The following is a 25,850-nucleotide window of genomic DNA, read 5'->3' as shown; positions in this document are numbered from 1 at the left end:
AATGGCGATCAACCTCCGAAGCTGAGCTTGAGGATGGAGAAAATGCAGGCGACGCCGATCACGATCGTGAAGAACGTGTTCAACATCAGGCAAATCACCTTCGCGCCTTCGCCATGCACATAGTCTTCAATGATGACCTGCATCCCGATGCGCATGTGATAAAGCCCCGAGAGCAGCATCAGGATCATCACCAGCGCCGTCAGCGGATGCGACAGGGCCGCGCGCACCGTCGCGAAATCCGCGCCGTTCAGCGACGCGATGAGGCCGACGAAGAACAGCATCAGCGGCACATTGGCGACGGCGGTCAGACGCTGGCGCCAGAAATGTTCGGTCCCTTCCTTGGCCGAGCCGAGGCCCCGAACCCTGTTGAGAGGCGTGCGCATGTCTTTCATGGCGTTAATCCTTTAACCTAGCACGAAGGCGGCGGCCCAGATGAGAACCGTCAGCGCGACGGAGCCGATAACCGTCGCCCAGGCCATCTTGGAGGCCGTGTGCTTTTCGAGCCCGGTTATGGTGTCCCAGATCAGATGGCGGATGCCGCCCAGCATGTGATGCATGAGCGCCCAAGTATAGCCGAAGAGGATGAGCCGGCCGAACCAGGAACCGAAGAACCCGTTGACGATGTTGAAGGCATCCTCGCTCGTCGCCGCCGTGATGAGCCAGAGCGCGACCAGCAGCGTGCCGGCATAAAGCGCGATGCCTGTAGCGCGATGCACGATCGACATCGTCATCGTGATCGTCGGACGATAAATGCTCAAATGCGGAGAAAGCGGGCGTTGGCGGGTGGCTGTCGGTCGCGTCATGGCTCCCCCAGAAGTGATTTTCTCAAGTGCATCCGGCATGTGCGTGGGCGCGGTGGCTGTTAAAGGCAGCCCGCGCTCGAATTCGAGCGTGATCCCGGATCGTGATCTCGCGGGTTATCTACTGCGCTTTTCCGGTGGCGTCAAAGGTACTTAGCTGCATGAAGCCATGCTTTTGGCTGCTTTTTGCCGCAGCCGGCGGGAACTGCGGGCTTCAATCGTTTGAACCGGGAATGCCTCGCGAAAAGTTTACCGCGAATCCCGGCCCCAGCGGGATTACGCCCCGAAGCGAATCACGAAGCTCGTCCAGTCCGCCGGCGCTGCCATCTGCTCATAAAGCTTGCGACCGTCCTCGGGCTGACGCGGCGCGTTGAGGATAAGCTTCGACCAGCTGCGCTCCTCCGCCTTGTCGGCAAGCACGTCGATCAGCGCCTTGGCTATGCCCTTGCCGCGATGGTCGTGATGGACATAGATGTGATCCACCTGCCCGCAGCGCATTCCGGAAACCGGCTCCGGCAGGTCATAGAAGATGACGAAGCCGACCAGCACCCCATCGAGCCGTGCGCCAGCGATCTCCGCCGCCCGATCCTGCAAGAGGTTTTCGGCATAATACTCGTCCGGGCGCCGCGGGGCCCCGCGCTTCAGCGCCTGCGCATAGCTGGCCAGCAGCGGTGCAAATTCATGCGCATCGCGCAGATGCAGAAGCGAAATATCGACGGCATGGGCGGTTTGGCTCTCGGGCATGGGGCAGAATCCTTTCCGCCCGGAATAGTGTCATCCTATCGGAATTATTCAAACAGCTTTTTGAGCGCGGACATTGCCCCGATTCAATTTAATCGATTGATCGATCATCCCGTCCGCCCTCCGCCCGGCGGGCGCAGTTCCACGATCTTTTGCTGGTCGGCGAAGGGCAGCGCCAAGCGCACGCAATTGCGCCCGGCCTTCTTGGCATCATAGAGCGCATTGTCGGCGCGGCGCATGAGATCGGAGAGCGCATCGCCGTCCTGCAGTTCCGCCACGCCGAAGCTGGCGGTGAAACGGCTGTCCTCCGGCAGGTCCCGCACGCGCCTGGTGGCGAAATTGGTGCGCGCCTTTTCCGCGAAGAGACGCGCCGTTTGCAGGCCCCTCCCCGGCAGCAGTATGGCGAATTCCTCGCCGCCGATGCGCGCCACCACATCCTGTTCCGAGGCTATCTCCTTCAGGCCCGCGGCAAAGGCCGATATCACCGAATCGCCCAGCCCATGGCCGTAGGTGTCGTTGATCATCTTGAAGCTGTCGAGATCGCAGATGATGAGGGAGATCGGCATGCTCACGCGCTTTGCCTGCGCGATCGCCGCCTCGCTTTTAACCTCGAAGCCGCGCCGGTTCAACAGCCGCGACAGTACGTCCGTTTCCGACCGCGCCGACATATCCGCCACCAGGTCGCGCGTCAGGATCACCAGCATGAGCAGGCCGTTGGCGACCGAAAGCGCCGCGCCGATCGTCTGCGAGAAAAGCGCGTATCGCGTATGGATATAGTCCTGCGGCGTCAGGCCCATGCCGCCCGCCGCGATGGCGAGATAGGGCTTGAGCAGGAAATGCGCCGCGCTCGCGAGGATGGCCGCAAAGAGCAGCATATCCATGACGCCGCGCGCCCGGGATTTGAGGATGATATAATTGTTGAGGCAAAGAAGCGCGAAATAGGGCGCCTGGTAAAGGAGCATGCCTGAAAGCGTCACGCGCGCGATATCGTAGATGGAATAGACCATCACGAGCGAAGCGACCGACAGGACCGCAAGCCACCGCCAGGGCACGCGCACCGAATATTTGTCGGCCATGCCGATCGTCACGCAGATGAGTGTGCCAAGGAAAGTGCTGAAGGCCAGCATATAACCGAGCTTCGGATTGCTGATCAACGGCACCAGCAGTTCGGCGCCGAAATTCATCATCGCGAAGACGAAGGCGAGGGCGAAGAGGCGCGCGCAGATATAGGTCTTCTCGTAGACGGCAATGCCGAGAAACGCGACCGCGAAAAGCCCCGCGACAACCATATTGATGGTGAGAACGAAATCTGCGCCACTCATCTCATGTTCTGCCCCCGCTTGGCGAAACGCTTATTCAGGCGAGTACAAGGAAGCGTAAATCCCTGCCCTTGCGGAACTAAAATTATTCGGAAAATCCGAATCGCTTGCAATATGGTTAATAAAAAGGCGGACGGAACGCTTTGACGCTCCGTCCGCCAAGTAATGGAAACCCGATTGGCTATTTCCACTCGCGGATATCGACGAAATGCCCTGATATTGCCGCCGCCGCCGCCATGGCGGGCGAGACAAGATGGGTGCGGCCCTTGAAGCCCTGGCGGCCCTCGAAATTGCGGTTCGAGGTGGAGGCGCAGCGCTCGCCCGGCTTGAGGCGGTCATCGTTCATGGCAAGGCACATGGAACAGCCCGGCTCGCGCCAGTCGAAGCCCGCCTCGATGAATATCTTGTGCAGCCCTTCGGCTTCCGCCTGTTCCTTGACGAGGCCCGACCCCGGCACGATCATCGCACTAACCGTCGGAGCTACCTTGCGGCCCTCGACCACCTTCGCCACCTCGCGCAAATCCTCGATGCGGCCATTGGTGCATGAGCCGATAAACACGCGGTCGAGCGCGATGTCGGTAATCTTCGTGCCGGGCTTCAGACCCATATAGTCGAGCGCGCGCCATTTCGAAGCCCGCTTGGTCACGTCGGCGATATCGTCGGGGTTGGGCACCTCGCCCGTCACCGCAACCACATCCTCGGGCGACGAACCCCAGGAGACGATGGGCGGCAGATTGGCGGCGTCGAGCGTGACGATCTTATCGAAATGCGCGCCCTCGTCCGATTTCAGCGTCTTCCAATAGGCAATGGCCTGCTCGAGTTCCTCGCCCTGAGGCGCGCGCGGCTTGCCCTTGATATATTCGAAGGTTTTCTCGTCCGGCGCGATGAGGCCCGCGCGCGCACCGCCTTCGATCGACATGTTGCAAACCGTCATGCGGCCTTCCATCGAAAGCGCGCGGATCGCCTCGCCAGCATATTCGATGACATAGCCGGTGCCGCCCGCCGTGCCGATTTCGCCGATGATGGCAAGGATGATATCCTTCGCCGTCACGCCCTCGGGCAACTGGCCGTCGACCCGCACCAGCATGTTCTTGGCTTTCTTCTGGATCAGCGTCTGGGTCGCGAGCACATGCTCCACCTCCGACGTGCCGATGCCATGCGCCAGCGCGCCGAACGCGCCATGGGTGGAGGTGTGGCTGTCGCCACAAACAATCGTCATGCCCGGCAGCGTGAAGCCCTGCTCCGGCCCGACGATATGGACGATGCCCTGGCGGATATCGTTTTCCGAATAATATTCCACGCCGAAATCGGCGGCGTTCTTCGCCAGCGCCTCGACCTGGATGCGGCTTTCCTCGTTCTTGATGCCGTTCTTGCGGTCAGGCGAGGTCGGCACATTATGATCGACCACGGCGAGCGTCTTCTCGGGGTGGCGCACCTTGCGCCCGGCAATGCGCAAGCCCTCGAAGGCCTGCGGGCTCGTCACCTCATGCACGAGATGGCGGTCGATATAGAGAAGGCAGGTGCCGTCATCCTGACGGTCTACCAGATGGTCGTCCCAGATTTTGTCATAGAGAGTGCGGGGTGCGCTCATTGTACGTATCCGTTTTTAAATAGGCAGAGGGAAATTGGGTATGCCAAAAGAAGGCCTTGGCAAGCCTGGGCAGCCTTTAGCTAAGTCGGCTGGTGAGCGCCCCGGAAACGCGCGCGGAAAAGCGTTGCGGCAGCCGCTTGCGGTCCTGCAGCACGAACACTTTATGCCCGTTCCATTCATTTCTCGCGTTCATGCGGCTGTTTTACCAACCTTTGCCGCTGCGGGCAATCAAATAGAATTGTTCTAACCCCGCTCGGTCTGCCGCAGCCGTTTCTCCAGCCGCCGCAGGCCGATAGACAGGCCCACGGTCAGCAGCAGATAGACATAGGCGACGATGGAATAGGTTTCGAAGAAGCGGAAGGAACCGGAGGCATAGACCTTGCCCATCTGGGTGATATCGGCAACGCCGAGCACAGAGACGAGCGAGGAATCCTTGACCATGGCGATGAAGTCATTTCCGAAAGGCGGCAGGATGATCCGCAGCGCTTGTGGCATGACCACCAGCCGGAAACGCTGAAAGCGGGTCAGCCCCAGCGCCTTGGCGGCTTCGATCTGCCCCTCGTCCACGGCCTCGATTCCCGCACGGAAGATTTCCGCCAGAAAGGCCGAATAGGCGATGGTGAGCGCGATGATCGCCCGCCACATCAGCGACACGTCGCGCACCTGCAACGCCCCGATCAGCCCGATCTCCTGCAAGGGCTGCGTCACCGCATTCCAGAGCGCGACGAAGGCCGGCGCGCCGACAAAGGCCACGTAGAACAGCAGCACCAGCATCGGCACGCCGCGGATGATCTCGATATAGAAGCGGGCGGCCTGCCTGAGCATCACCGAGCCCGAAAGCGCCATCAGCGCCAGCGCCAGCCCCAACGCCGATGCAAGCACGAAGCCCGCGAGCGCCACGAAAACCGTAACACCGAGGCCTTTGACAACAACGGTAAAGACCTGCGCATAAAGGCCGCTCGTTGCAATGAGCGCAGCCATCGCCGCGGCCAAAAGCCCCGCTGCCACGAGCCACCAGGGAAAATCGTCGTGGCTGCTGTTTCTGTTGGACCCGGGCATTTCAGCGAAACATCATTCGCCGAGCTTGTAGTCGAGGAACCATTTCTTCGTCAGCCGGTCGAAGGTTCCGTCCTCCTTCAGCGCCTTGATCGCCGCATCGACGGGCGCTTTCAGGTCGGAGCCCTTGGCAAAAATGAAACCGAAATCCTCCGCGCCGAGCGGCCCGCCGGTCAGCTTCAACGCGCCGCCGGATGTCTCCTCATAGCCCTTGCCCGCCGTGCTGTCGGTCAGCACCACATCGACATCGCCTGTCTTGAGCGCCTGCACGGTCGCGCCGAAGGTTTCGAATAGCTTGATGCGCGGGTTCTGCTCATTGCCGTCGAGCACGTCATAAACGGCGACGTAAAAAGGCGTCGTGCCGAGCTGAGCGCCGATCAGCCCATCCTTGAAGGCGGCGAAGCTCTTGGCGTCATGGAAGCGCTTCTCGTCGCCGCGCACCAGCATGAACACTTCCGAGCGCATGTAAGGCTCGGAGAAATCCACCTTCTGCTTGCGATCGTCCTTGATGCCGATGCCGTCCATGCCGATCTGGTATTGCCCATCGGCCACGGCCTGGATCATCGCGTCCCAGCTGGCATTCTTGGTAGACCGCCTTGAAGTTGAGGCGCTTGGCGATCTCGTTCATCGCATCATATTCCCAGCCAACGGCCTCGCCGGATTTGGGATCGACGAATTGCAGCGGCGGATAGGCATTCTCCGTCACCACGGTCACCGTCTTTCCGCCCAGATCCGGCAGGCTTGCGGCATGAGCGGCAATACTTGTCAGGACAGCGCAAGCGCGCCGGAAACCAGTGATTTCAATTTCATCCCCCCCTCTCACACACGGCAGACAGAACGCCCCAACCTGTCGGAAAGCTTGTCCCGTTGCAAGAAAATGATGCCTGCCATCAGCCAAAGCCAAACAAAAAAGGCGGCCCTGAGACCGCCTTTTCGTAATACGTATTTCCCGGCTTATTCAGCGGCGGGAGCGGCGGCTTCCGCTTCAACCGCGGGCTTGGCCGCTTCCACGGCGCCCTTGGCCTTGCGGTTGTCCTTCTTCTCGACGATGCGGGCCGCCTTGCCGGTCAGGCCGCGCAGATAGTAGAGCTTGGCGCGGCGGACCTTGCCGCGACGAACCAATTCAACAGCTTCAACCGCCGGGGAATAGACCGGGAACACGCGCTCCACGCCTTCGCCATAGGAAATCTTGCGGACGGTGAAGCTCTCATGGATGCCGGAGCCGGAACGGGCAATGCAGACGCCCTCATAGGCCTGCACGCGGGTACGGGTGCCTTCCGTGACGCGGACCTGCACGCGAACCGTGTCGCCCGGCTTGAAATCGGGAAGCGTGCGCTTTTCGGCGATCTTGGCGGCCTGCTCGGCTTCGAGCTGACGGATGATATCCATGCGTCTAATCCTCTCGTTCTTTTCGAACGGTCAGAGCGCTCGACGCTTGCTGCACAGTCTCATGGCCGGGCAGCTATGCCTTGCGGCAGGAGCGAGTTCACCATTCATTGGTTGCTGGATTTCGGGATTTTTCCCCGAGATTGCGCGGCAGATACACTATCGAGCGCATTTAATCAAGCAGACTACTTTTTCTTTGTTGACGCCTGATAGGCCTCCCAAAGATCCGGTCGCCTTTCCCGCGTGATGCGCTCCGCCTCCGCGCGCCGCCATTTGTCGATGGCGCCGTGATTGCCTGACGTGAGGATTTCCGGGATCGTACGCCCTTCCCAAACCTGGGGCCGCGTATAATGCGGGTGTTCCAGAAGCCCGGTCTCGAAGCTCTCCGTCTCGCCGGATTCCTCATTGCCCATGACGCCGGGCAGCAGCCGGACAATGGCGTCCAGCAGCACGAAAGCCGCCGTTTCGCCCCCCGAGAGAATATAATCGCCGATGGAAATCTCTTCGAGATGGCGCCCCTCGATCACCCGCTCGTCGACGCCTTCGAAGCGCCCGCACAGGATGATCGCGCCCGGCCCCTCCGCCAATGCGCGCACCCGCTTCTGCGTCAGCGGCTCGCCGCGCGGGCTCATCAGGAGCTTGGGCCGGTCATCCGCCACATGGTCGATGGCGCGCGCCACCACATCGGGCTTCATCACCATGCCCGCACCGCCGCCGGCAGGCGTGTCGTCCACCATACGGTGCTTGCCTTCGGCGAAATCGCGGATCTGCACCGTCTCCAGCCGCCATTTTTCTTCCGCCAGCGCCTTGCCCGCCAAGGAGATGCCGAGCGGCCCGGGGAACATTTCGGGATAAAGGGTCAGAACCGTCGCGCGAAAACTCATTTGTCGGGCCCATCCGTGTCGTCGTCGGCGACGAGGCCGGCGGCGGCAGGATCGACCACCAGACGCCCGCCCTCGAGATCGATTTGCGGCACCGCGCTTTGTGTGAAGGGGATGAGATAGGGCTTGCGACCCTGCGTCGAAAGCTCAAGCAGATCGCCGCCGCCGAAATCGAACACCGCCGTCACCTCGCCGATGGACGCGCCGTCGAGGTCGACCGCTTCGAGGCCGATCAGGTCTTCGTGGTAGAACTCGTCCTCGTCCAATTCCTCGGGCAATTGCGCGCGGTCGATGAACAGCTCCGTTCCGTTCAGCTTTTCCGCCGCCGTGCGGTCGTTGACACCCTTGAACCGTACGACAACGACCGTTTTGGACGGCCGGATTTCAAGGATTTCGAAGCTGCGGCCCGTATTGTCATAGAGCAGGCCGTAATCAGCGAGCGCAAGCGGATCGCCGGTAAAGGTCTTCACCCGCACTTCGCCGCGTGTGCCGTGCGCCGCGCCGACAATGGCCATCAGCACCGGATTTTCTGGTTTGGGCATGGGATTTCCTTATCCGCGCCAATCATTTGTCGCTTGCGGCTTACCAGAAGTCCGGAAAAACAAGCAACCACTCTGTAACATATGAGTGGCATGGTCCGGGTCACGACCGGGGAAAAGATTCATGACCGCCAAACCCGCCCAAACAGAATTTCTCGTGCCCGCGCAGGACGATCTCATGGCGGCGCGGACAGAATGGCTGAGCGCGCTCAAGAACACGCGCCGGCTGTCGCAGAACACGCTGGACGCCTATGAGCGCGATACCCGGCAGTTCCTGCAATTTCTGACCGGACATCTGGGCGGCCCACCTTGCCTGAAGGATGTGAGCGCGCTTCGCGTTGCCGATCTGCGCTCATTCCTGGCGAACCGGCGCAATGGCGGCGCGGGCGCACGCACGCTCGGGCGCGGGCTGGCCGGCATCCGCTCGCTGCTGCGCCATCTGGAAAGGCAGGGCCTGGCCAATGCCGCCGGAGCGAGCGCCATCCGCGCGCCGCGCCAGCCGAAATCCCTGCCGAAGCCCCTGGCCGCCGCGGAGGCAAAGCGTGTCGTGGAAGCGGGCGAGCAGCTTGCCGAAGAGCCATGGATCGCCGCACGCAACGCCGCCGTGCTGACCCTGCTCTATGGCTGCGGCCTGCGCATTTCGGAAGCACTGGGCCTCGACGGGGCCGATCTCACCGATGCCACCGCCCGCTCCATTCCCATCAAGGGCAAGGGCGGCAAGACCCGTCTCGTGCCGCTGCTACCGGTGGTTCACCGCGCCGTCGACGCCTATCGCCGCCTCTGCCCCTATGACCTCGCGCCCGGCACGCCGCTCTTTCGCGGCGCGCGTGGCGGCCCGTTGCAGCCCGCGATCATCCAGCGCGAAATGCAGAAGCTGCGCAGCGCTCTAAACCTGCCCGACACGGCAACCCCCCACGCCCTGCGCCACTCCTTCGCCACGCACCTGCTCGCCGCCGGCGGTGATCTCCGCTCCATCCAGGAACTGCTCGGCCACGCCAGCCTCTCGACGACGCAGATCTATACGGGCGTGGACACCGCCCGGCTGCTGGAGATCTACGACAAGGCCCATCCAAGGGCATAGCCTTTGGCATCCGGAACGAATCCAAACTTTTGGCGTTCTGGCTTCATGTGGGGGCGTTGCTCAATCGATGGAGGAGAGCGCAATGGTTGACCCACTCGACCCAAACCTGCAGCAAGGCAGGCAAAGCACGATCAATGACCCTGTCGTGAACCGTCCGCGTCCGATGGACAGCGGTACGGCCAGGCCGGGCGTGTCCAGCAGCACCTATATCTGGGCTGCGGTCCTGCTCGTCATTATCGTGGGTGCGGTGTATTACATTTATGCAGGCGGCGATCGGACCAGCGCCCCGCCACCACCGCAACCGGCTACGCCGACAGCACCGGCTCCCTAAAATCAAAAGCCCGGAGCGATCCGGGCTTTTGTATTCGATGGATAAGGCAAGGCCTCAAATATGGATTGGCTTGAAGAAGGTCGAGAGCGCCGCCTCGCGCACGGCTTCCGACATGGTCGGGTGCGCGTGGCAGGTGCGGGCGAGGTCTTCCGAGGAGCCGCCAAATTCCATCAGCACGGCAAGTTCATGGATCATTTCGCCTGCGCCGAAGCCGAGGATATGCGCGCCGAGCACCTTGTCCGTAGCCTTGTCGGCGAGGATCTTCACGAAGCCGTCCGTATGCAGCATGGCGCGGGCACGGCCGTTCGCGGTGAAGGGGAACTTACCGACCTTGTAGTCGATGCCCGCGGCCTTCAGTTCCTCTTCGGTCTTGCCGACGGAAGCCACTTCCGGCTGCGTATAGACGACGCTGGGGATGACGTCGTAATTCACATGTCCGGCCTGGCCAGCGATGATCTCCGCGACCGCGACGCCCTCGTCTTCCGCCTTGTGCGCCAGCATCGGGCCTTTCACCACATCGCCGAGAGCATAGATGCCCGGCACATTGGTGCGCCAATGATCGTCGATGGCGACGCGGCCGCGCTCGTCGAGCGTGACGCCCGCCGCCTCGAGGCCCAGCCCTTCGGTGTAAGGCTTGCGGCCGGTTGCCACCAGCACCGCATCCGCTTCGATGGTCTCGGCGTCGCCGCCCTTGACCGGCTCGAACGTGACCTTCGCGCCCTTCTTCAGCTTCTCGACGCCGGTCACTTTCGCGCCCAGCTTGAACTCGATTCCCTGCTTCTCCAGCATGCGCTGGAACTGGCGCGAAACCTCGCCATCCATGGTGCCCAAGATCTTGTCGAGATATTCGACCACCGTCACCTTCGCGCCAAGGCGTGCCCAGACAGAGCCAAGCTCCAGACCGATGACGCCGCCGCCGACCACGACCAGATGGCCCGGCACCTTGTCGAAGGAGAGTGCGCCGGTGGAGGAGACGATGATCTTCTCGTCGAAGGCAACATCGACGCCGGGAATGCCCGCGACGTCAGAGCCGGTGGCGATGATGATGTTCTTCGTCTCGATTTCCTGAGTGGTGCCGTCTTCGGCCGTCACGGCAACCTTGCCTGCGGAAACCACCTTGCCGGTGCCGATGAAGGTATCGATCTTGTTCTTCTTGAACAGGAACTCGACGCCGTTGACATTGGCTTTCACCGTCGCGTCCTTATGCGCCAGCATCTTCGTGAGATTCAGCTTCGGCGCGACTTCGACGCCGAGCGCATCGAAGGAATGGCCCGCTTCCGCGAACATCTCCGAGGCATGAAGCAGCGCCTTGGAGGGGATGCAGCCGATATTGAGGCAGGTGCCGCCAAAGGTCTTGCGCTTTTCGATCACGGCCACTTTCAGGCCAAGCTGCGCCGCCTTGATGGCTGCAACATATCCGCCGGGTCCCGTTCCGATGACGACGACATCATAAGACATTGAGCTATCCTTCTTCTAAGCATGATCCCCGAAAAGTTGCAGACTTCCAGGTAAGATCATGCGGCTAAACAACAGCGCCTATTGTTCAGGCGCACATTCCTTGAAACGAAAAACTTCCCACGACAGCGGCTCGGCGGGCTTGGTCTCGCCGAACTCCGTCGCCCCAAGCGCCCCGGCGAGATCGGGGAATAGCAACGCCTGCGCCGCCGGCTCCTTGGCCTTCGGCAGCAACTCCGCCTCCGCGCCCTCTTTCAGCCCATAGATGACGCCCTGCCACACGATGCAGGCTTCGAGCTCCTCGCCGGTGACATCTCCATCGGGGCAATTATACATGATCTGGCCGCTCGGTCGGGAAACGCCATCCGTCCACATCACCACGCCATCGAGCTTGAAAGCCTTCTTGGCGTCCGCTGCCTCGCCCTTCTGGGTGATCGTGAATTCATTGGTGGTCGTCACCGGAGCGCCTTCCGGCATGGACTTGAAAGCGAGCACATAATGGTCGTCGCGGTCGGTGTAGATCGCACGATCCTGCGTACAGGCGGCGTAAGCCGAAAGCGGCATGGCGAGGCTCACGCCAGTCGCCGTCATGAATGCAATCGTCTTTATCATGCGCATGCGTGTGCTCCCTCAATTCGCCTGCTGCGCGGCAAGCCTGATGCCCAGACCGATAAACACCATGCCGGTAACGCGGTTGAACCAGCGGCCCCAGGCGGTGAAGCGCTCGCGCACCGAGGCGAGCGTGAAGAAGGTCGAGACGCCGACGAACCAGGCGATCAGCGTCGTGGCCATGATGAGCCCGTAAATGCCCTGGATGGCGATCGGCGTCTCATGGCTGACGAGCGAGGAAAACAGCGACAGGAAGAACAGCACTGCTTTCGGATTGAGCGCATTGGTGACGAAGCCCATGAGGAAGCAGCGCCACGCGGAAATGCGCGCGGCCTCGGTCTCGGGAATATCAGCGGCTATGTCGGGCGTCCCGGTCTCCTTTTCCCGCAGCGCCTTGATGCCGAGGTAAATCAGATAGCCCGCGCCCGCCCATTTGATAATGGAGAAGAGCAGCAGCGATTTCGATACGAGCAGGCCCAGCCCAAGGATCGTATAGCCGATATGAAACAGGATCGAGCAGCCGATGCCGAAGCTGGTGATGATTGCCGCGCGGCGCCCATGCACGATGCTCTGGCGCACCACCAGCGCAAAATCCGCGCCCGGCGACACGATCATGATCGACCACACCGCCATCAGCCCGGCAAATTCGATCGCGTACTGCATCATGGTCGTTCTCCGGGACGCCGGTGAAGTTAGAGCACCTGGTATTCAAATAGTAACGTCGGCGGGACAGCGCCCCCCTCTGCCCTGCCGGGCATCTCCCCCGCAAGGGGGGAGATTGGCTGGCGCCACCCTCCACGCACATTCTACAACGCTAGCGATTAGCGCCAAGCGTTGATGAAGGCGTAATCTCCCCCCTTGCGGGGGAGATGTCCGGCAGGACAGAGGGGGGGGCGCCTCGCACCAGCATTTCAAATTAAGACCGCTTTACAAATCCAGCACCAGACGCTCCGGATCTTCCAGCGTCTCCTTGACGCGGACGAGGAAGGTCACCGCTTCCTTGCCGTCGACGATGCGGTGATCGTAGGAGAGCGCCAGATACATCATCGGGCGGATGACGATCTGCCCGCCGACGACGACCGGACGCTCCTGAATCTTGTGCATGCCGAGGATGCCGGACTGGGGCGCATTGAGGATCGGCGTCGACATCAGCGAGCCATAGACGCCGCCATTCGAGATGGTGAAGGTGCCGCCCTGCATGTCGGCAACAGAGAGCTGGCCGTCGCGCGCGGCCTTGCCGAGCCGGCCGATTTCCTTTTCGATCTCGGCGATCGTCATCTCGTCGGCGTCGCGCACGACAGGAACCACCAGCCCCTTGTCGGTGCCGACAGCCACCGCGATGTTGCAATAGTTCTTGTAGATGAGGTCGGTGCCATCGATCTCGGCATTGACTGCCGGGATTTCCTTCAGCGCATGGGTCACCGCCTTGGTGAAGAAACCCATGAAGCCCAGCTTCACGCCGTGCTTTTTCTCGAACAGCTCCTTGTATCGGTTGCGCAGGTCCATGACCGGCTTCATGTCCACCTCGTTGAAGGTGGTCAGCATCGCCGCCGTGTTCTGCGCGTCCTTCAAACGCCGCGCGATGGTCTGGCGCAGGCGGGTCATCTTCACCCGCTCCTCGCGCGCCTCATCCTGAGCTGCGGACGGCGCACGGGCCGCCTTCGGCGCTTCAGGCGCCTGAGCCGCGATTCCCTTCGACAGGGCTTCCAGCACGTCGCCCTTCAGCACCTGGCCGCGCTTGCCGGAACCTTCCACCTGATCGGCGGAAACACCGGACTCCGACAGGAGCTTCGCGGCGGAGGGAGCCGGAGCCATGGCCGGGCCGGAAGCTGACAGTGCGGGCGCAGAGGCGGGAGCCGAGGTCTTCGGAGCCTCGGCAGCCGCCTTCGCCTCTTCCTTTTTCGCCGCCGGAGCGGCGGCAGCGCCGCCAGCCTCGATCATTCCCAGCAGCGCTCCGGGCTCCACCGTATCGCCTTCCTTGGCGGAGATTTCGCCAAGGGTCCCTGCCGCCGGGGCGGGAACCTCGACCGTCACCTTGTCGGTTTCAAGTTCGACCAGCGGTTCGTCGGCGGCGATCGCGTCGCCCACCTTTTTGAACCACTTTCCGATGGTTGCCTCGCTGACGGATTCCCCGAGAGTGGGAACGCGGATTTCGGTCGCCATGATCTTGCTCTTCCGTTTGGATCAGTCTGTTCGGTTGCGTTTGTTTCAGGAGCCTAAAGCATCTTCGAGGAACGCTTCGAGCTGTGAGAGGTGCTTGGACATCAGCCCCGTGGCCGGAGAGGCCGCCGCCGGACGCCCGGCATAGCGCACCCGCTGATGCTTGGCGTCGATATGGGCGAGCACCCATTCGAGATACGGATCGATGAAAGACCACGCGCCCATGTTCTTCGGCTCTTCCTGGCACCACACCATCTCCGCGCCGCGGAAACGCGAGAGCTCGGTGATGAGCGCCTTGGCCGGGAACGGATAGAGCTGCTCGATGCGCAGCAGATAGACATCGTCGATGCCGCGCTTCTCGCGTTCCTCGTAAAGATCGTAATAGACCTTGCCCGAGCACATGACGACGCGGCGGATCTTCGAATCCTTGGCAAGCTTGATCGGCTGGTCCTTGAGATATTGCGCATCGTCCCACAGCAGGCGGTGGAACGCGCTCTCGCCCGACATTTCGGCCAGCGTCGATACGGCGCGCTTGTGGCGCAGCAGCGATTTCGGCGTCATCAGGATCAGCGGCTTGCGGAAGTCGCGCTTCATCTGGCGGCGCAGGATGTGGAAATAGTTAGCCGGCGTGGTAACGTTGGCAACCTGCATGTTGTCTTCCGCGCACATCTGCAGCCAGCGCTCCAGGCGGGCCGACGAATGTTCCGGCCCCTGTCCCTCATAGCCATGCGGAAGCAAGCAGACGAGGCCGGACATGCGCAGCCATTTGCGCTCGCCCGACGAGATGAACTGGTCGAACACCACTTGCGCGCCATTGGCGAAATCGCCGAACTGCGCTTCCCACAGGGTCAGCGCCTGCGGCTCGGCCAGCGAATAGCCATAGTCGAAGCCCAGCACCGCTTCTTCCGAAAGCATCGAGTTGATGACCTCGTAGATCGCCTGGCCCTTTTGCAGATTGTTGAGCGGGATATAGCGCTGCTCGTTCTCCTGGTCGTAGAGCACGGAGTGGCGTGACGAGAAGGTGCCGCGCTCGACATCCTGGCCCGAAAGGCGGATTGGATGGCCCTCCGTCACCAGCGAGCCGAAAGCCAGCGCCTCGGCGGTCGCCCAGTCGATACCCTCGCCCGTCTCGATCATCTTGGCACGGTTATCGAGGAAGCGCTGGATGGTGCGGTGGACATGGAAGCCCGCGGGCACTTCGACCAGCTTCTTGCCGATTTCCTTCAGCGTCTTGACAGGCACCGCCGTCTTGCCGCGGCGCTGCTCGTCCTCATTGTCCGCCTTGCGCAGGCCCGACCACGCGCCGTCCAGCCAGTCGGCCTTGTTCGGCTTGTAGCTCTGGCCCGCTTCGAACTCGTTTTCGAGACGCGCGCGCCAGTCAGCCTTCATCTTGTCGACCTCGTCCTGCGTGACGAGACCTTCAGCGATGAGCTTGTCGCCATAGACCTGCAGCGTCGTCCGCTGTGCGCGGATCACCTTGTACATCAGCGGCTGCGTGAATGCCGGCTCGTCGCCTTCATTGTGACCGAAGCGGCGATAGCAGAACATGTCGATGACGACAGGCTTGTGGAAGATCATGCGGAATTCGGTCGCAACCTTCGCCGCATAGACCACAGCTTCCGGATCGTCGCCATTCACATGGAAGATCGGCGCTTCAACCATCTTCGCCACATCGGACGGATAGGGCGAGGAGCGCGAGAAGGCCGGATTGGTGGTGAAGCCGATCTGGTTGTTGATGATGACGTGCAGCGTGCCGCCGACCCGGTAGCCCTTGAGGCCGGAAAGGCCGAAGCACTCCGCCACCACGCCCTGGCCGGCAAACGCCGCATCGCCATGGATCAGCAGCGGCATTACCTTGGCGCGCTCGGAAAGCGGCACCACCTCGTCGCGGATGCGGCCCGCAAGCAGGTCCTGCTTGGCGCGCGCCTTGCCCATCACCACGGGGTTGACGATTTCCAGATGCGAGGGGTTGGCCGTCAGCGACAGGTGAACCTTGTTGCCGTCGAACTCGCGGTCGGAGGAAGCGCCCAGATGGTACTTCACGTCACCCGATCCTTCCACATCGTCAGGCGCGGCGGAGCCGCCCTTGAACTCGTGGAAGATCGCGCGGTGCGGCTTCGCCATCACCTGGGAAAGCACGTTGAGACGGCCGCGATGCGCCATGCCCAGCACGACTTCCTTGAGGCCCATCTGGCCGCCGCGCTTGACGATCTGCTCCAGCGCCGGGATGAGCGACTCGCCGCCGTCGAGGCCGAAGCGCTTGGTGCCCTTGTACTTGACGTCGAGGAACTGCTCGAACCCCTCAGCCTCGATGAGCTTCGACAGGATCGCCTTCTTGCCCTCGGGCGAGAAGGTGATGGCCTTGTCCGGCCCTTCGATGCGCTCCTGGATCCATGCCTTCTCGGCGGGATCGGAAATGTGCATGAACTCGACCCCGATGGTCGAGCAATAGGTCCGCTTCAGGATCTCCAGCATCTGCGGGATCGTCGCGTATTCGAGACCCAGCACATTATCGATGAAGATCTTGCGGTCGTAATCGGCGGGCGTGAAGCCATAGGTTTCCGGCGCCAGTTCCTTGTAGTCTTCCGGCGGCTCGGCAAGGCCCAGCGGGTCGAGCTTGGCATGCAGATGGCCGCGCATCCGGTAGGCGCGGATCATCATGATGGCGCGGACGGAATCGCGCGCCGCATTGGTGATTTCCGCCTCGGTCAAGGCCGGAGCGCCGGCGCCATTGGCCGCGCCCTTCGCCGCCTTGCCCTTGAGCTTGTCGGTAATATGTTTTTCGACTTCGCCCCAATTGCCGTCGAGCGCGGAGACGAGTTCGCCATTGGCGACGATCGGCCAGTTCGGCTTCGTCCAGGACGCGCCTTGCGCGTTCTTTTTCACATCCGCGGCATCGTCCTTGAGATTGGCGAAGAAATCCCGCCACTGCGGATCGACCGATGCCGGGTCGTTCTCATACTTCGCGTATAGCTCCTCGATATAGTCGGCATTGCCGCCGTAGAGGAATGAAGTAAGAGCGAAAACGTCGTTGGCTTGTTCCTGCCTTGCCATTTGTCCTGCCGGAGGCTCGCTCCGTCTCCTGTAAAGAGTTGAAGAGAGCTGCAAAGTAATAAGGCATCATGTCGCCAATATTTCTTCGCAGCCCTATTCGCTTACTCTCTTAATACTCGAAAGGGCGCTAGGGTAATCCGGCAACAGGCAATATGATTTATTATTCCCTACTGCCTTGTTGCCCTATTCCCTTGCTGCCTTAGCCCTTCAGCACCTCGACAAGGGTCTTGCCGAGTTGTGCAGGCGACGGGGAAACGCGGATGCCCGCCGACTCCATCGCCGCGATCTTGTCTTCCGCGCCGCCCTTGCCGCCGGAGATGACGGCGCCAGCATGGCCCATGGTGCGTCCCGGAGGGGCGGTGCGTCCGGCGATGAAGCCGACCATCGGCTTCTTCCGTCCGCGCTTGGCCTCGTCCTTGAGGAACTGCGCCGCGTCTTCTTCCGCCGAGCCGCCGATTTCGCCGATCATCACGATCGACTTGGTTTCGTCATCGGCCAGGAACATCTCGAGGATGTCGATGAATTCCGTGCCCTTGACCGGGTCGCCGCCAATGCCCACCGCCGTCGTCTGGCCGAGGCCTTCGTTCGACGTCTGGAACACTGCCTCATAGGTAAGGGTGCCGGAGCGAGAAACAACACCCACCGAGCCCTTCTTGAAGATATTGCCCGGCATGATGCCGATCTTGCACTCTTCCGGGGTCAGGACGCCGGGGCAGTTCGGCCCGAGAAGGCGCGACTTCGACTTGTCGAGCTTCGCTTTCACCTGCACCATGTCCATGACAGGGATGCCCTCGGTGATGCAGACGATCAGCGGAATTTCCGCCTCGATCGCCTCGATGATCGCGGCCGCCGCGCCTGCGGGCGGCACATAGATGACCGATGCATTCGCGCCGGTCGCTTCCTTGCCTTCCGCAACGGTCGCGAAGATCGGCAGGCTTTCGCCCTTCGACCCGGTCCAGGTTTCGCCACCCTTCTTCGGATTGATGCCGCCGACCATCTGCGTGCCGTAATAGGCCAGCGCCTGTTCGGTGTGGAAGGTGCCGGTCTTGCCGGTGAGGCCCTGCACGAGGACCTTGGTGTCCTTGTTGACGAGTATTGACAATTCTATCTCCTACAGCCGCTTCAGCTCGGTGACGGTAAGGTCACTCTTGGCGTTGCCTGTATTAAGGGTCGTGGCCGGCTCGAACATCAGGACCACGGGTTCATTGGTCAGCGAACGCGGACGGTGTTCAACCGCTTTTGGCACGACAAGGAATTCGCCCTCACCGAGCTCGACGGAACCATCCCGGAAATCGATCGCGATCCGCCCACGAAGCACGAGGAAGCCTTCATCCTCGTTTTCGTGCGCATGCCAATCGAAAACCTCGCCAAATTTTGCGACCTTCACCTGGGAATCATTCACGTCGCCGGCGACATGAGGATCGAACACCTTGTCGATGCTATTGTCCGCCGCCTCGAGCAGATTGATTTTCCGGGGTGGCATGGGATCATGCCTCCTTCACGGCCGCAACGATCTTCTGCGCCGCGTCGTCGAGATCGTCGGCCGAAATGACGTTGAGGCCGCTCTCGTTGATGATCTTCTTGCCGAGTTCGACATTGGTGCCCTCGAGACGGACGACCAGCGGAACCTTGAGGCCCACTTCCTTCACCGCCGCGATCACGCCCTCGGCAATAACGTCGCACTTCATGATGCCGCCGAAGATGTTGACCAGGATGCCCTCGACCGCGGGATCGGCGGTGATGATCTTGAACGCCGCCGTGACCTTCTCCTTGGAAGCGCCGCCGCCGACATCGAGGAAGTTCGCCGGCTCCGCGCCGTAGAGCTTGATGATGTCCATCGTCGCCATGGCGAGGCCCGCGCCATTGACCATGCAGCCGATATTGCCGTCGAGCGCCACATAAGCGAGGTCATACTTGGACGCCTCGATTTCCTTGTCATCTTCCTCGGTCGTGTCGCGCAGCTCGACAATATCAGGATGACGGAACAGCGCATTGTTGTCGAAGGACACCTTGGCGTCGAGGACGCGCAGGCGGCCGTTCGTCATCACGATCAGCGGGTTGATTTCGAGGAGGCTCATGTCCTTCTCGGTGAAGGCCTTGTAGAGGATCGGGAAGAGCTTGAGGCCGTCTTCACGCGCCGCGCCTTCCAGCTTCAGCGCATCGGCGAGCTTGGCCGCGTCCTCGTCCGTCACGCCTGCTTCCGGGTCGATGGCGACGGTGACGATCTTTTCAGGCGTCTCTTCGGCGACCGCCTCGATGTCCATGCCGCCTTCCGTCGAAACGACGAAGGCCGGGCGGCCGACCGAGCGGTCGATCAGGATCGAGAGATAAAGCTCGCGCTCGATATCCGCGCCGTCCTCGATATAGAGGCGGTTCACCTGCTTGCCGGCGGGGCCGGTCTGCTTGGTGACGAGCGTCTTGCCCAGCATCTCATTGACGTTGGCGACCACTTCGTCGACCGACTTGGCGAGGCGCACGCCGCCCTTGGCGTCGGGGCCGAGCTCCTTGAACTTGCCCTTGCCGCGACCGCCGGCATGGATCTGGCTCTTGACCACATAGAGCGGGCCCGGCAGCGCCTTGGCCCACTCCTCCGCCTGCTCTGCGGAATAGATGGCCACGCCATTGGCGATCGGCGCTCCGTAGGAGTGGAGCAGGCGCTTGGCCTGATATTCATGAATGTTCATACGGATGTCCTTTGTCGGATGGCTGGCGCGGGCTTCGGCATGATCCCGAAAAGTTGCAGACTTTCTCGGATAAGATCATGCGATAAAACACGCGGAACATATCCAGATGATGGTGAACCGATCGTGATGGTAAGATCACGATCGGTTGAATTTTTACTTCAGCGACGGCGCGATGGTTTCGCAGGCGTCGCAGAGGCCTTTGACCGCGGCGACCGACTTGTCGAACTCCGCCTTTTCGCCGGCGTCGAGGGCGATCTCGATCACACGCTCCACACCGTTTGCGCCGATGACGACGGGAACGCCGACATACATGTCCTTGACGCCATACTGGCCGGTAAGATGGGCCGCGACCGGAAGAACGCGCTTCTTGTCCTTGAGATAGCTCTCCGCCATGGCAATGGCCGAGGCAGCCGGGGCATAGAAAGCCGAGCCGGTCTTGAGGAGACCAACGATCTCCGCGCCGCCGTCACGGGTGCGCTGGATGATCTGGTCGAGCTTCTCCTGCGAGGTCCAGCCCATCTTGACGAGGTCAGGCAGCGGAATGCCGGCGACGGTCGAATAACGGGCCAGCGGCACCATCGAATCGCCGTGGCCGCCGAGCACGAAGGCCGTCACGTCTTCCACGGACACGCCGAACTCTTCGGCAAGGAAATAGCGGAAGCGGGCCGAGTCGAGCACGCCCGCCATGCCGACCACTTTGTTCTGCGGCAGGCCGGAGAATTTCTGCAGCGCCCAGACCATGGCGTCGAGCGGGTTGGTGATGCAAATGACGAAGGCATCAGGCGCATATTGCTTGATGCCCGCGCCTACCTGCTCCATGACCTTGAGGTTGATGCCCAGCAGATCGTCGCGGCTCATGCCCGGCTTGCGCGGCACGCCGGCGGTGACGATGACGACGTCAGCGCCCTCGATGGCGGCATAGTCGTTCGCGCCGGTGAACTTGGCGTCGAACCCATCGACGGGCGAGGATTCGGCAATGTCGAGGCCCTTGCCTTGCGGGGTGCCCTCGGCGATGTCGAACAGAACGACGTCGCCGAGTTCCTTCAGACCGGCCAGATGGGCGAGCGTGCCGCCGATCATGCCAGCGCCAATGAGGGCAATCTTGTTGCGTGCCATGCTGGTTTTCTTCCCTGAACTGTGGTGCCAAGAAATGCCTGAATCCCCGGCAACCTTCCCGAAAGGCTCAAGCAACTGGGCTTGTCGATATGCCTGTTTGAAAAAGAACTCAACCGATTCTTTTGTGATCAATATTTTCAATCGGTTAGAAATAAAAACTCTTACGTAAACGTCAATTAAATTTGGCAGATCAATGGCGGAACGAGGGGATATACGCATCTGTCGCAGCCTGAACCCCTCATCCGGAGCGCTGCATCATCGACCCCGCGAGTCGCTGACGTTTGGCGATTGGCAATTGCGGCGATGCCAGTTACCTCCCTTCTACCCTTGTGGGAGAAGGTGGGCGCGCGAAGCGCGGTCGGATGAGGGGTAATCAAGCCGCACCCTCGGCAACCACCCGCGGATCCCCCACCTCCGCGTCCCGCAAATACTCCTCGCTCTGCATCTCAAACAAGCGTGACGCAGTGCGGTCGAACTCGAAGACTTCGGTGCCCGATGGCGCGGAATAGAGCTTGTCCGGCATCGCTTCCGCCGAGATTACCAGCCGGGCGTGATGGTCGTAGAGCGTATCGATCAGCAGAATAAACCGCTTCGCCTCATTGCGGCGCGAATAATCGAGCACCGGCACATCATCGATAAAGATCGTGTGATAGCGCCTGACCACCGCTATGTAGTCCGACGCGCCGAGCGGTTTGGTGCAGAGGTCGCCGAAGGAGAAACGCGCCGCGCTTCCCGCCGCGCGCGGCACTGCCACCTCATGCCCTTTCACGACCAGAACGTCAGAATGCTCCTTCGCGCCGTCAGTGGCCACAGCCCACGCCGCGTCCACCTGGCGCTTCGCCTCATCTCCCAGCGGCGTCACATAGACCGGCTGGCGGTTGAGCTTTTCCAGCCGGTAATCCGTGCGGGCGTCGAGATTGACGACATCCACATGGGTCTTCAGCAAATCGATGAAAGACAGGAAGAGCTGGCGGTTAAGCCCGTCGCGATAGAGATTATCGGGCGCGACATTCGACGTCGCCACCAGCACCACGCCGCGCTCGAACAGCGCGCTGAAGAGCCGCGACAGGATCATCGCATCGGCGATATCGGTCACCGTGAACTCGTCGAAACAGAGCACCCATGCCGCTTCCGCCAAGGCATCGGCGACCGGCGGGATCGGGTCTTCCTGCTTCGTCTCGCCGCGCTTGAACGCCTGCCGGTGGGCATGGATGCGCTCGTGCACATCGGCTAGAAAATCGTTGAAATGCGCGCGGCGCTTCCGCTTCACCGGCACCAGCCCGTAGAACATGTCCATGAGCATGGTCTTGCCGCGCCCGACCTCGCCATAGACATAGAGGCCTTTGACTGGCTCACGGTTCGCCGCCTTGCGCGCGAACAGCCAGCCAAGCGCGCTCGTCTTCTTGGAGAGGCGCTTTTCGCCGATCTCCTCGATCAGCCGGTCGAATCGGCCCGCCAGCGCCCGCTGGGCCGCATCCGGATCGATTTCCCCGGCGGAGGCCAGCGCATCATAACGCTCGCGGACAGACGGAAACGCCTTCAGCTTCTGGTCAAAAGACATTTCCGTTCCGCCGATATTGATTAGAGCATGATCCCGAAAAGTTGCAGACTTTTCGGATAAGATCATGCGGCCTAAAACGAATAGTTAGATTGCCGCTCTGATACCATCGGAGCGAATAGCGCTCTAACGCGAGAGGCTGATAGCTTGGCCGCTGGAGGTCTGCCCGTCGAAACGGCCGTCGCTGGACGAATAGAGCGTCGCCACCGTACCGCCGGATTTGTCATAGAGGGCGAGCTGCTTGCCGTTGACCATCCAGGAACCGAGACTGGCCAGTTCCGCCGGGCATTTCAGCGGACCGGCGCGATAGCCTTGGCCGAATTTCGTCTGTGGCGTCGCGATCTTGCAGGTCTGCCCCGCAATCGAAGCCGTCCAGACGCCGGCAACCTTGCCGGGCGTCAGTTCCGGCGCTGTTTCGGGCGGCAGGCTGGCCATCTGCGTGCCTTCGCCGGGAGCCGCGCCCTGCGGGCCGGAGGGCGGAGCCGGAAATTGCGAGGCGCCCGGCGCAGGCAGAGCGCTCTGCTGCACATTGCCGGTGGGCGCGGCCCGCAAGGGCGGCGGCGGAGGGGGCGGCGAAACGGTGTCGAGATTGCCCATCCGCTCGCTCTGGCAGCCAGTAGCAAGAATGGCGACCGCCGCAAGGCTCATCAGCCCCGCCTTCGAAATTCCCCTCGTTCTTGAAATCTCCATCACTATCTCCTCTGCGCAGGCGGGCCTCGTATTCCCGGCACTGCCTTTGGTCAATCAATATTCCAGAGCATGTCCCGAAAAGTTGGAGACTTTTCGGAAAAGACCATGCGACTAAAGCCATGGTGATAAAATGGCGATGTTGTCGAAAATGCAACCACGCGTGCAGTTTTTCGCCGCCATGGCCTCCCCGGCCCCGCATTTCAGCCGAAAAAACTCCATGACTGGGGCAAGGATGTCACACCCTTCCTCTGCCGTGAGCCAGCAAAGCGGAACCGGAACGGACTTCAATCATTGAAGAACTGTACTACCGATTAAAACCGCTGGAAGGGGACTGAATTATGCTGCATTGGATTATCGTTCTTTTCGTCGTGGCGGTCATCGCCAGCTTTTTGGGTTTTCACGGCATTGCCGGAGTCGCCGCGACCGGCGTCAGGCTGCTGATTTTCGTCGGCCTTATCCTGCTCCTGCTCGCGGTCCTCTTCGGCGGCTTCATCCCCCGGTGATGGCGCCTGAAACCATGTCCGGAATGAGAGTCTGGCAATTGGCCGCCAATTCCGCCATATAGTCCCATTATTCGCAACAATATGGGACCATAGCGAAGAGCCATGGGCGTACAGGCGGCTTTTGCCAGGATGAACGGACTGGGCAACGAGATCATCGTTGCCGACATGCGCGGGCGCGGCGACCGTATCGCTCCGGCGGCGGCCATAGCGCTCGCGCGTCACCCGGCGACGAAGTTCGACCAGATCATGGCCATTCACGATCCGCGCACACCGGATACCAATTACTATATCGAGATCATCAATTGCGACGGCACGCTCGCCCAGGCCTGCGGCAATGGCATGCGCTGCGTCGTGCAGGCGCTTGGCGCTGAAACCGGGCACGACCGCTTCACCTTCGAGACCCTGGCAGGAATCCTGACAGCTGAAGAACGCTCCGATGGGCTCATCACCGTAGATATGGGCAAGCCGCGTTTCGGCTGGCAGGAAATCCCGCTTGCCGAGGAATTCGCCGATACGCGCCGGATCGAATTGCAGGTCGGTCCCATCGACGCGCCCGTGCTGCATTCGCCTTCCGTCGCCTCCATGGGCAATCCGCACGCGATTTTCTGGGTCGAGCGCGACGTCTGGTCCTATGAACTCGAAAAATTCGGCCCGCTCCTGGAAAACCACCCGATCTTCCCCGAGCGCGCCAATATCTCCATTGCTGAGGTCACGGCGAACGATGCGCTGACCTTGCGCACCTGGGAGCGCAGCGCGGGCCTCACCCGCGCCTGTGGTTCCGCCGCCTGCGCCGCCGCCGTCAGCGCTGCGCGCACCGGGCGGACCAGCCGCAGCGTCACCGTTACCGTTCCCGGCGGCTCGCTGGAGATCGAATGGCGCAAGGATGATCATGTGCTGATGACCGGCCCGGCGGAGTTTGAATTCTCCGGACGTTTCGACCCCGCCACGGGCGAATGGAGTTCCAACGTCCCCCTCCAGATGGCCGAGCGGGGTAGCGCATAATGGCCGTCGAGATCGTCACCTTCGGCTGCCGCCTCAACACCTACGAATCCGAGGTGATGAAGCGGGAGGCCGACGCAGCGGGTCTGGGGCAGGTCGAAGGCGGCGCCATCGTCTTCAACACCTGCGCCGTCACCAGCGAGGCCGTACGGCAGGCGCGGCAGGCGATCCGCAAGGCACGACGCGAGAACCCCAAGGCGCGCATCATCGTCACCGGCTGCGCCGCGCAGACCGGCGCGGACGATTTCGCATCCATGGATGAGGTCGACCTCGTTCTCGGCAATGAAGAAAAGCTGAAAGCCAACTCCTACCGCATGCTGCCGGATTTCGGAGTGAACCAGTTCGAAAAGGTCCGCGTCAACGACATCATGGAAGTGCGCGAGACCGCGAGCCACATGGTAGACGCCATAGAGGGCCGCGCCCGCGCCTTCGTGCAGGTTCAGAATGGCTGCGACCATCGCTGCACCTTCTGCATCATCCCCTATGGCCGCGGCAATTCCCGCTCCGTGCCGATGGGCGCGGTGGTGGAGCAGGTGAAGCGCCTCGTCGGCAATGGCTATCTGGAGGTGGTGCTGACCGGCGTCGATATGACCAGCTACGGTCCCGATCTGCCGGGCACTCCTCGCCTTGGCAAGCTTATCAAGACCATCCTCTCCCAGGTGCCGGACCTCCAGCGCCTGCGCCTTTCCTCCATCGATTCCATCGAGGCCGATGACGACCTGATGGAGGCGCTGGCGAGTGAGAAGCGCCTGATGCCGCATCTGCATCTGTCGCTGCAATCGGGCGACAACATGATCCTCAAGCGCATGAAGCGCCGGCACCTGCGCGACGATTCCATCCGCTTCTGCGAGACGGTACGGCAGATCCGCCCCGACATCGTCTTCGGCGCCGACATCATCGCCGGTTTCCCGACCGAAACCGAGGAGATGTTCCAGAACTCGCTTGATATCGTGGAAGAATGCGGGCTGACGCATCTGCACGTCTTCCCCTTCTCGCCCCGCGAGGGCACCCCCGCCGCGCGGATGCCGCAGGTGGCGCGCCAGACGGTGAAGGAACGCGCCGCGCGGCTGCGCGCAGAAGGCGACCGCGCCTATGCCGCGCACCTCGATAAGCTTCAGGGCACCGTGCAGAAAATATTGGTGGAGCGCGAAGGGCTGGGCCGCACCGACGGGTTTACTCTCACCGCGCTCGACGGCGGCGAGCCGGGCACCATCATCGAACGCCGCATCACCGGACATGACGGCGAGAAACTGATCGCTAAGCCTGCAAACGCCCAGGCAGCTTGATAGATTGAACA

At 61.7% G+C, this 25,850-nt stretch carries 25 protein-coding genes and 1 pseudogene; 5 read left to right on the top strand and 21 right to left on the bottom strand.

The genetic code is table 11. The features are described from left to right. Window positions 1-8 precede the first annotated feature (8 nt). The 5 genes from sdhD to leuC form a co-directional block, all read right to left on the bottom strand. Window positions 9-401 carry a succinate dehydrogenase, hydrophobic membrane anchor protein gene (gene sdhD / locus IEX53_RS09815; RefSeq protein WP_188824011.1) on the bottom strand — a complete coding sequence of 131 codons (393 nt, stop codon included), beginning with the start codon at window positions 399-401 and terminating at the stop codon, window positions 9-11. Window positions 402-404: 3 nt separating this feature from the next. Continuing rightward, window positions 405-803 (bottom strand): succinate dehydrogenase, cytochrome b556 subunit, encoded by a 399-nt coding sequence (gene sdhC, locus IEX53_RS09810; RefSeq protein ID WP_188823911.1) that lies wholly within the window; start codon window positions 801-803, stop codon window positions 405-407. Window positions 804-1,076: 273 nt separating this feature from the next. Continuing rightward, window positions 1,077-1,544 carry a GNAT family N-acetyltransferase gene (locus tag IEX53_RS09805; RefSeq protein ID WP_188823909.1) on the bottom strand — a complete coding sequence of 156 codons (468 nt, stop codon included), beginning with the start codon at window positions 1,542-1,544 and terminating at the stop codon, window positions 1,077-1,079. 104 nt (window positions 1,545-1,648) lie between these two features. Next, complete coding sequence (locus IEX53_RS09800) at window positions 1,649-2,863, bottom strand: GGDEF domain-containing protein (RefSeq protein ID WP_188823907.1); 1,215 nt, start codon at window positions 2,861-2,863, stop codon at window positions 1,649-1,651. Window positions 2,864-3,041: 178 nt separating this feature from the next. After that, the gene (leuC, locus tag IEX53_RS09795; RefSeq protein ID WP_188823906.1) at window positions 3,042-4,451 is read right to left on the bottom strand and encodes a 3-isopropylmalate dehydratase large subunit; all 1,410 of its coding nucleotides are present in this window, start codon (window positions 4,449-4,451) and stop codon (window positions 3,042-3,044) included. Between the two features lie 40 nt (window positions 4,452-4,491). On the opposite strand from leuC, the gene IEX53_RS09790 reads away from it, so the two are divergent. Beyond that, on the top strand, window positions 4,492-4,698 hold the full coding sequence (locus tag IEX53_RS09790; RefSeq protein WP_188824017.1) for a hypothetical protein: 207 nt from the start codon (window positions 4,492-4,494) through the stop codon (window positions 4,696-4,698). Here the strand turns inward: IEX53_RS09790 and IEX53_RS09785 are convergent. The 5 genes and pseudogenes from IEX53_RS09785 to rimM form a co-directional block, all read right to left on the bottom strand. Then, complete coding sequence (locus tag IEX53_RS09785) at window positions 4,695-5,510, bottom strand: amino acid ABC transporter permease (protein WP_188823904.1); 816 nt, start codon at window positions 5,508-5,510, stop codon at window positions 4,695-4,697. The two genes, IEX53_RS09790 and IEX53_RS09785, sit on opposite strands and share 4 nt — an antisense overlap. Before the next feature lie 12 nt (window positions 5,511-5,522). Next, window positions 5,523-6,312 (bottom strand): annotated as a pseudogene (locus tag IEX53_RS09780) (transporter substrate-binding domain-containing protein). Between the two features lie 149 nt (window positions 6,313-6,461). Then, entirely contained in the window at window positions 6,462-6,896 is a 435-nt protein-coding gene (gene rplS / locus IEX53_RS09775; protein WP_188823902.1) for a 50S ribosomal protein L19, read from the bottom strand. Between the two features lie 182 nt (window positions 6,897-7,078). Beyond that, window positions 7,079-7,777: a tRNA (guanosine(37)-N1)-methyltransferase TrmD gene (trmD, locus tag IEX53_RS09770; protein WP_188823900.1), complete on the bottom strand. Its 699-nt coding sequence runs from the start codon at window positions 7,775-7,777 to the stop codon at window positions 7,079-7,081. Beyond that, window positions 7,774-8,316 (bottom strand): ribosome maturation factor RimM, encoded by a 543-nt coding sequence (gene rimM / locus IEX53_RS09765; RefSeq protein ID WP_188823898.1) that lies wholly within the window; start codon window positions 8,314-8,316, stop codon window positions 7,774-7,776. Before rimM ends, trmD begins: the two co-directional genes overlap by 4 nt. 121 nt (window positions 8,317-8,437) lie before the next feature. On the opposite strand from rimM, the gene IEX53_RS09760 reads away from it, so the two are divergent. Continuing rightward, window positions 8,438-9,394: a tyrosine recombinase XerC gene (locus tag IEX53_RS09760; protein ID WP_188823895.1), complete on the top strand. Its 957-nt coding sequence runs from the start codon at window positions 8,438-8,440 to the stop codon at window positions 9,392-9,394. A gap of 385 nt (window positions 9,395-9,779) precedes the next feature. On the opposite strand, the gene lpdA is transcribed toward IEX53_RS09760, so the two are convergent. The 11 genes from lpdA to IEX53_RS09705 all read right to left on the bottom strand — a co-directional run bounded on the left by lpdA (window position 9,780) and on the right by IEX53_RS09705 (window position 23,051). Further along, on the bottom strand, window positions 9,780-11,183 hold the full coding sequence (gene lpdA, locus IEX53_RS09755; protein WP_188823893.1) for a dihydrolipoyl dehydrogenase: 1,404 nt from the start codon (window positions 11,181-11,183) through the stop codon (window positions 9,780-9,782). Window positions 11,184-11,261: 78 nt separating this feature from the next. After that, complete coding sequence (locus IEX53_RS09750) at window positions 11,262-11,789, bottom strand: hypothetical protein (RefSeq protein ID WP_373288621.1); 528 nt, start codon at window positions 11,787-11,789, stop codon at window positions 11,262-11,264. A gap of 21 nt (window positions 11,790-11,810) precedes the next feature. Then, window positions 11,811-12,452: a LysE family translocator gene (locus IEX53_RS09745; RefSeq protein WP_188824009.1), complete on the bottom strand. Its 642-nt coding sequence runs from the start codon at window positions 12,450-12,452 to the stop codon at window positions 11,811-11,813. A 264-nt stretch (window positions 12,453-12,716) separates the two neighbouring features. After that, complete coding sequence (gene odhB / locus IEX53_RS09740) at window positions 12,717-13,952, bottom strand: 2-oxoglutarate dehydrogenase complex dihydrolipoyllysine-residue succinyltransferase (protein ID WP_188823890.1); 1,236 nt, start codon at window positions 13,950-13,952, stop codon at window positions 12,717-12,719. Between the two features lie 45 nt (window positions 13,953-13,997). Further along, the gene (locus IEX53_RS09735; protein WP_188823888.1) at window positions 13,998-17,003 is read right to left on the bottom strand and encodes a 2-oxoglutarate dehydrogenase E1 component; all 3,006 of its coding nucleotides are present in this window, start codon (window positions 17,001-17,003) and stop codon (window positions 13,998-14,000) included. 199 nt (window positions 17,004-17,202) lie between these two features. After that, window positions 17,203-18,105, bottom strand: a complete 903-nt coding sequence (gene sucD, locus IEX53_RS09730; RefSeq protein ID WP_188823886.1) for a succinate--CoA ligase subunit alpha — start codon at window positions 18,103-18,105, stop codon at window positions 17,203-17,205. A 9-nt stretch (window positions 18,106-18,114) separates the two neighbouring features. After that, window positions 18,115-18,486, bottom strand: coding sequence for a cupin domain-containing protein (locus tag IEX53_RS09725; protein ID WP_188823884.1), 372 nt, complete (start codon window positions 18,484-18,486; stop codon window positions 18,115-18,117). Window positions 18,487-18,490: 4 nt separating this feature from the next. Further along, the gene (gene sucC / locus IEX53_RS09720; RefSeq protein ID WP_188823883.1) at window positions 18,491-19,687 is read right to left on the bottom strand and encodes an ADP-forming succinate--CoA ligase subunit beta; all 1,197 of its coding nucleotides are present in this window, start codon (window positions 19,685-19,687) and stop codon (window positions 18,491-18,493) included. 153 nt (window positions 19,688-19,840) lie between these two features. Then, window positions 19,841-20,803 carry a malate dehydrogenase gene (mdh, locus tag IEX53_RS09715; RefSeq protein WP_188823881.1) on the bottom strand — a complete coding sequence of 321 codons (963 nt, stop codon included), beginning with the start codon at window positions 20,801-20,803 and terminating at the stop codon, window positions 19,841-19,843. Window positions 20,804-21,176: 373 nt separating this feature from the next. Then, window positions 21,177-22,364, bottom strand: coding sequence for a cell division protein ZapE (zapE, locus tag IEX53_RS09710; protein ID WP_188823879.1), 1,188 nt, complete (start codon window positions 22,362-22,364; stop codon window positions 21,177-21,179). A 123-nt stretch (window positions 22,365-22,487) separates the two neighbouring features. Further along, window positions 22,488-23,051: a protease inhibitor Inh/omp19 family protein gene (locus IEX53_RS09705; RefSeq protein WP_188823877.1), complete on the bottom strand. Its 564-nt coding sequence runs from the start codon at window positions 23,049-23,051 to the stop codon at window positions 22,488-22,490. A 338-nt stretch (window positions 23,052-23,389) separates the two neighbouring features. On the opposite strand from IEX53_RS09705, the gene IEX53_RS09700 reads away from it, so the two are divergent. The 3 genes from IEX53_RS09700 (at window position 23,390) to mtaB (ending at window position 25,839) form a co-directional block, all read left to right on the top strand. Further along, on the top strand, window positions 23,390-23,554 hold the full coding sequence (locus IEX53_RS09700; protein WP_188823875.1) for a DUF1328 domain-containing protein: 165 nt from the start codon (window positions 23,390-23,392) through the stop codon (window positions 23,552-23,554). Between the two features lie 102 nt (window positions 23,555-23,656). Next, window positions 23,657-24,556: a diaminopimelate epimerase gene (gene dapF / locus IEX53_RS09695; protein WP_188823874.1), complete on the top strand. Its 900-nt coding sequence runs from the start codon at window positions 23,657-23,659 to the stop codon at window positions 24,554-24,556. Continuing rightward, on the top strand, window positions 24,556-25,839 hold the full coding sequence (mtaB, locus tag IEX53_RS09690; protein ID WP_188823872.1) for a tRNA (N(6)-L-threonylcarbamoyladenosine(37)-C(2))-methylthiotransferase MtaB: 1,284 nt from the start codon (window positions 24,556-24,558) through the stop codon (window positions 25,837-25,839). The genes dapF and mtaB overlap by 1 nt, the downstream gene beginning before the upstream one ends. Window positions 25,840-25,850 lie beyond the last annotated feature (11 nt).

Source organism: Paramesorhizobium endophyticum (genome assembly GCF_014640615.1).
In the GTDB taxonomy this organism is placed as follows: domain Bacteria; phylum Pseudomonadota; class Alphaproteobacteria; order Rhizobiales; family Rhizobiaceae; genus Paramesorhizobium; species Paramesorhizobium endophyticum.
Note: the sequence above shows the minus strand (reverse complement) of the source record. Positions and strands in the feature narration are given on the sequence as shown.

Coding starts and splice junctions, on each gene's coding strand:
- IEX53_RS09760 (WP_188823895.1), top strand. CDS start 8,438: ATGACCGCCAAACCCGCCCAAACAGAATTTCTCGTGCCCGCGCAGGAC.
- lpdA (WP_188823893.1), bottom strand. CDS start 11,183: ATGTCTTATGATGTCGTCGTCATCGGAACGGGACCCGGCGGATATGTT.
- leuC (WP_188823906.1), bottom strand. CDS start 4,451: ATGAGCGCACCCCGCACTCTCTATGACAAAATCTGGGACGACCATCTG.
- rplS (WP_188823902.1), bottom strand. CDS start 6,896: ATGGATATCATCCGTCAGCTCGAAGCCGAGCAGGCCGCCAAGATCGCC.
- zapE (WP_188823879.1), bottom strand. CDS start 22,364: ATGTCTTTTGACCAGAAGCTGAAGGCGTTTCCGTCTGTCCGCGAGCGT.
- dapF (WP_188823874.1), top strand. CDS start 23,657: ATGGGCGTACAGGCGGCTTTTGCCAGGATGAACGGACTGGGCAACGAG.
- mdh (WP_188823881.1), bottom strand. CDS start 20,803: ATGGCACGCAACAAGATTGCCCTCATTGGCGCTGGCATGATCGGCGGC.
- trmD (WP_188823900.1), bottom strand. CDS start 7,777: ATGAGTTTTCGCGCGACGGTTCTGACCCTTTATCCCGAAATGTTCCCC.
- IEX53_RS09790 (WP_188824017.1), top strand. CDS start 4,492: ATGCCAAAAGAAGGCCTTGGCAAGCCTGGGCAGCCTTTAGCTAAGTCG.
- sucC (WP_188823883.1), bottom strand. CDS start 19,687: ATGAACATTCATGAATATCAGGCCAAGCGCCTGCTCCACTCCTACGGA.
- IEX53_RS09725 (WP_188823884.1), bottom strand. CDS start 18,486: ATGCCACCCCGGAAAATCAATCTGCTCGAGGCGGCGGACAATAGCATC.
- odhB (WP_188823890.1), bottom strand. CDS start 13,952: ATGGCGACCGAAATCCGCGTTCCCACTCTCGGGGAATCCGTCAGCGAG.
- IEX53_RS09735 (WP_188823888.1), bottom strand. CDS start 17,003: ATGGCAAGGCAGGAACAAGCCAACGACGTTTTCGCTCTTACTTCATTC.
- IEX53_RS09705 (WP_188823877.1), bottom strand. CDS start 23,051: ATGGAGATTTCAAGAACGAGGGGAATTTCGAAGGCGGGGCTGATGAGC.
- IEX53_RS09800 (WP_188823907.1), bottom strand. CDS start 2,863: ATGAGTGGCGCAGATTTCGTTCTCACCATCAATATGGTTGTCGCGGGG.
- rimM (WP_188823898.1), bottom strand. CDS start 8,316: ATGCCCAAACCAGAAAATCCGGTGCTGATGGCCATTGTCGGCGCGGCG.
- IEX53_RS09700 (WP_188823875.1), top strand. CDS start 23,390: ATGCTGCATTGGATTATCGTTCTTTTCGTCGTGGCGGTCATCGCCAGC.
- IEX53_RS09745 (WP_188824009.1), bottom strand. CDS start 12,452: ATGCAGTACGCGATCGAATTTGCCGGGCTGATGGCGGTGTGGTCGATC.
- IEX53_RS09805 (WP_188823909.1), bottom strand. CDS start 1,544: ATGCCCGAGAGCCAAACCGCCCATGCCGTCGATATTTCGCTTCTGCAT.
- mtaB (WP_188823872.1), top strand. CDS start 24,556: ATGGCCGTCGAGATCGTCACCTTCGGCTGCCGCCTCAACACCTACGAA.
- sdhC (WP_188823911.1), bottom strand. CDS start 803: ATGACGCGACCGACAGCCACCCGCCAACGCCCGCTTTCTCCGCATTTG.
- IEX53_RS09785 (WP_188823904.1), bottom strand. CDS start 5,510: ATGCCCGGGTCCAACAGAAACAGCAGCCACGACGATTTTCCCTGGTGG.